General features: G+C 45.2%; 5 protein-coding genes. All 5 read right to left on the bottom strand.

What is annotated here, in order from left to right; genetic code table 11:
- A partial coding sequence (locus AC1DSE_RS30385) for a squalene/phytoene synthase family protein (protein WP_477528713.1) occupies positions 1–247 on the bottom strand: 247 nt, incomplete at its 3' end.
- A 4-nt stretch (positions 248–251) separates the two neighbouring features.
- Positions 252–1,694, bottom strand: a complete 1,443-nt coding sequence (locus tag AC1DSE_RS30380; protein ID WP_441875215.1) for a phytoene desaturase family protein — start codon at positions 1,692–1,694, stop codon at positions 252–254.
- A complete protein-coding gene (locus AC1DSE_RS30375) occupies positions 1,685–3,235 on the bottom strand; it encodes a phytoene desaturase family protein (RefSeq protein WP_477509655.1) in 1,551 nt (516 codons plus the stop codon). The genes AC1DSE_RS30380 and AC1DSE_RS30375 overlap by 10 nt, the downstream gene beginning before the upstream one ends.
- A gap of 95 nt (positions 3,236–3,330) precedes the next feature.
- Positions 3,331–4,257 (bottom strand): MerR family transcriptional regulator, encoded by a 927-nt coding sequence (locus tag AC1DSE_RS30370; protein WP_477528712.1) that lies wholly within the window; start codon positions 4,255–4,257, stop codon positions 3,331–3,333.
- Positions 4,257–4,787 (bottom strand): glycosyl-4,4'-diaponeurosporenoate acyltransferase CrtO family protein (locus tag AC1DSE_RS30365; protein WP_477528711.1); only part of this gene is annotated, 531 nt, incomplete at its 5' end. The genes AC1DSE_RS30365 and AC1DSE_RS30370, both read right to left, overlap by 1 nt.

The raw sequence follows: 4,787 nt of genomic DNA, 5'->3' as shown, positions 1-4,787 counted from the left end.
GTAAAGAAGCCCATATGAAATGATCCGCTGCCTGATCCAAACGGTAAAAATGTTGTTCTAGCTCATCAATGGTATAGGGAGAACGTTGCGGCTCATCTACTGCATCGTCTATCATGCGGCAGAAAGCATAAATAACGTAAACGGCTTCGCGCCTTGGGCTAGGCAAATAACGAAAAGCTTTATAGAACGATGATGATCCTTTCTGAATCATCGCTTCACATTGCGCCAAACAGACAGTGGGTTCCATGAGGTCACTCCTTTAACAAATAGTTGGCTAGCAATCTGGCACCTTGCATAACAATCGGGATTCCACCGCCAGGATGCACGGATGCCCCTACAGCATACAAACCTTTTATCGGATATGGCACGATTTGAGGACGGAACACTGCCGACTGTCCAAAAGTTGGCGCGATGCCGAAGCTGCCCCCATGATAGAGTCCATCCGACTCCGCGTCCTGCGGCGTCCTTACTTCCTTCCATTGAATCGCAGCTCTCAAGCCGGGAAAGCCCCTCTTCTCAGCCTCATCAATTACATGCTCGACTAACGCGGGCACTTCATCCTCCCACGCTACAGAACCGTGTGGCGGAGCGGGAATCAGCATATACATGACGCTCTCACCTGGAGGTGCTGCTTCCATATCCATAGCTGACGGATAAAATATGTAAAAGGATGGATCTCGCGGAAGCTGATTGTTTTGAAAAATTTGTTTTAATCCACTTTGTAAATTGTCAGGTAAAAAAAACTGGTGAACGGAAGCTTGCTCCCACTGTTTGTTTAGGCCTAAATAGATCAAGATTGTTCCTGAAGACGGCTTATAGGCTTTCATTGGAACAGTGTTCTTTGGCATCAATGAGGCTAGATGCGGAAAATCACCGTTATATACAATCGTATCATGCAGCGTTTCCCTGCCGCCTTCGTCTATCACGCCAATGCAGCGTCCATTCTCAAGTAACAATTGCTCAATCTGAGTTTCTGTCTTGATTTGAACCCCTCTACTCCGCAGCTCCTCTTCCAAGATGGAAACGATTCCGGCATAACCTCCTTTTACATACCAAATGCCATAAGCATGTTCAGCGAAGGGCAATAACGTATACAATCCGGGAGATTGAAAAGGAGCGCCACCTATGTATAAGGTTTGTAGAGAGAACGCATCAAGCAGCTTCTCACTTCGGAAATATCGTCCTGCAAAGGAACGCACGCTTTTGTAGGCTTTAAGCTTCGTTAATAACGTTAGGTTTCGAAAAGTATAAAACTCTCGTTTTCGCAAAAATGGACGTTCCAGAAAAGCTTCCTTTCCTTGTTTAAAAGCCACTTCCATGTCCGCCATATAACGCCGAAAACCATCGACTTCCTCTGGAAACATTCGCTCAAGCTCTTCGATCTGGCGCTGCTGATTCCGCCATTTGTGAAATACGGTGCCGTCTGCATAATGAATACGGTAAAGCGGATCGCATTCGAGGAGCGGTATGCGTGATCGCTCGATTCCAGCTTCCTCCAAAATACTAAGCAGCATTTCAGGCAACAGCACAATTGTAGGGCCTTGATCGATCCGATAGCCTCCGCCTTCCTGAAAAGCTAATCTACCGCCAAGCCGGGGGCCTCTTTCATAAATAGTAACCTGCTTGCCTTGCTTGCTAAGCAGCAGAGCTGCTGTTAAACTGCCTATTCCACCACCGACAAAAGCTACTCCCACCGAAAGGCCTCCTTCTGTGAGTGGATGACTGCTGAAGATCCGCCAACCCTTATACGTTCACTATCATCCTGCGCCATAAGTAGACGGGTACTAATGCGCGCTGATTCGAAGATCGTCGGCAAGCCGCTGCCAGGGTGAGTTCCTCCCCCTACAAGCCAACAATTAGCGAGCTCTTCGAAGCGGTTATGTGGACGAAGCTTCATCATTTGATCCAGTGAATGTGCAAGATTAAACGTTGCTCCTTCATAGACATGATGATCATTTCGCCAATCTAATGGTGTAATGATGGCTTCCTCTTCGATGTCAGCCGAGAAGCCTGCTAGCTCTGGCTCCTGCTCCATACGCTCGATCATCTTTTCTCTAACGAGTGTCCTCTGCTCCTCCCAACTGACATTCGCTGTCAGATTCGGTACCGGCATAAGCGCGTATAAAGCGGTTTTCCCTTGAGGAGCCAGCGTTGGATCGTTAAGCCCAGGATTATGTATATAAATAGATGCGTCTGTAGACAGCATCTTTTTTGTCATGATTTCATGTACGTTTTGGCGATAGTTGTTGGCAAATAAAATGTTATGGTGCGGCATATGTATTTCACGATTTACTCCGAGGTAGAGCATATAAGTAGAGCAAGAATATTTCTTCTTGGCAAGCTTTGCCGGACTGTATTTCTTAAGCTCACCCGGTTCAAACAAGTGGTTCATAGCGGTTGCAAAATCAGCATTGATGATGATATGATCCGCTTCTATTTTTTCACCATTTTCCAAAAGCAGACCTACTGCTTTTCCGCTCCGGCTCAGCACTCTTTGGACACCGCAGGAGGTAACAATCTCGCCATCGTACTCGCGAATCACTTCAGCCATTGCCTCGCAGACGCGGTTAACGCCTCCAACGGGATGAAAAAGGCCAAATTTATGTTCCAAATAAGCAAGTATTGTAAATGTTCCAGGGCATTCCCATGGCGACATGCCTAAATATTTTGCTTGGAAAGTAAACGCATATTTCAGCCTTTCATCTGTAAAATAACGTGAAAGTCTGTCATACACACTTCCTACCGCATTCAGCCGCGGCAGCGCTTGAAACACATCCCGAGAAATATAGTCGCTTAGCTTGCTGAAAGGCCGCTGCAGCAGCGGGGAAACCTTGTTATATTTCTCCCCCTCCTCTTTCATAAACTGAAGATAACCTTTACCGTTGCCGGGAAATAGCGCCTCGATCCTCTCAACCATCTGCTTCTCGTCCCGTGTCGGTGAAAATGTAACATCGCCGAATTGCAGCCTATATAGCGGATCAAGCGCTATGAGCTCAACATAGTCGTACAAAGAGCGATTTACAGATTGAAACATTTCTTCAAGCAGGTGTGGCATCATGAAAAACGTAGGTCCTCGATCAAAAAAATACTCACCCAGCTGAAGCCTGGAGGTTCTCCCACCTATATAGGGCTGTTTCTCATAAACGGTAACTCGGTAACCTCGGCCAACCAGCTCCATGGCAGCTGCTAAACCGCCAGGTCCTGCTCCAATAACGGCCACGATTCCCTTATCCATACCAATTCCCCTTTCCAAAAAAAACAAATTAACTATACAAACATTATACAAACATAATACATACTTGATAATAGTCTGTAAAGTTAATTTATTCATTAGAATTGGAAACTTAACCCTAAAACCTTATCTTTAAACCATCTTTCCCATTCTTCTTGATTGCCATTCGGCAGCACCCAATCAGAATACGATTCAGGTACGTTTTTGAAGCCTTGTCCGCCTAGAACGACTTGCAGATCAGCATGATGAACCAATAAACGGTTTATAAAAGCAAAAGTGGGTTCCATTAAGTTTGCGTCAGTTAACGAAATACATAGGACTCGAATTTGCTGCGACTTAATCAACTCTGCAATGCCATCCTCCGGAGTATCTGGTCCAAGATACAGCACGTCAGCCCCTTTTTTACGCAAAAATAAAGAAAATAAAAGTAGTCCTGCTTGGTGATGTTCTCCAGATGGACATAAAGCAAGCATGCGGGGCACTCRATTATCAATCGGAAAAAGTTGAAAGAAACTAAGACAACGCTGAATCACGAACTGTGTAATAAAATGCTCCTGCGCAACAGAAGCTCTGCCTTCTTCCCACTCCGTGCCGGCTTTAATCATTACTGAAAATAAGATTTGATAGATCATAATGTCATAGCCATACATGGAAAATCCTAAATCAACCATCGTTTTTGCTTGTTCCGTACGAAAGTTGCAAAGCGTGTTATACAAGCGCTCCACCATTTCTTGATGAGCCTCTTCTGCCCCAACTTTAGCATGGGTCTCTGTCTTCGCTTCCAACATCCGTTCACGCAAAAGCTGCTGCTCCTTTAGCAGCCGAACAGCTTGTGAAATCGTCATCCCTTTCTCATCCGTCTGATTTTTGAGGAAGCGTAAATCCTCCATATTTTTATCATCAAAGAGGCGATAGCCTGTTTCTGTGCGAATGGGCTTAATCGCTTCATATCTTGTTTCCCAAGCACGAATCGTAACCGCAGGAATACCTAGCAGTGTTGAAGCTTGTCTGATTGTGTACATCATTACATTTCACTCTTTTCCTTCAGTTTCCAAAAAATGCGCTGCAGCCGAAAACGGTTATAGCGCTGTACAATGATAAATGGGACATTGGCGACAATGGCATAAACGATCATGATCCAGCCATAAATGCTTTCGTTCCATAGGAAAAATAGCGGCGCAGGCAGCATCGATATAATGTGAGTCCACTCTCCGCGCCGCGTTTCAAGTATAAAGGTCTGCAAGTAAGCTTTCTCAAGGACAGCTAATTTTTTCTTGGCAAAGCCTCCTTGAAACAAGCTTCCTCCGTCTGGCAGTTTGTCTTTCCAAACACGAATGAATAACAATCGTTCATAGACCAATTCTTCTCCGCGCCTCTTTGTCTGAGGTTTCATGCGATCAGCAGTGCGGCTGAACCAAACATCAGGCATTTTCAAAAACAAATAGGACACGCCCATATGCACAAGCAGCCATGCAAAAATATTTACAACCAATGTCCAAAACGGTGAAAATTCAAAAATTCTCACTTCCGCCCGCTTCCCTTCATAGTTGAAATC

The organism is Paenibacillus sp. 01L418, from assembly GCF_056400045.1.
Note: the sequence above shows the minus strand (reverse complement) of the source record. Positions and strands in the feature narration are given on the sequence as shown.

Coding starts and splice junctions, on each gene's coding strand:
- AC1DSE_RS30375 (WP_477509655.1), bottom strand. CDS start 3,235: ATGGATAAGGGAATCGTGGCCGTTATTGGAGCAGGACCTGGCGGTTTA.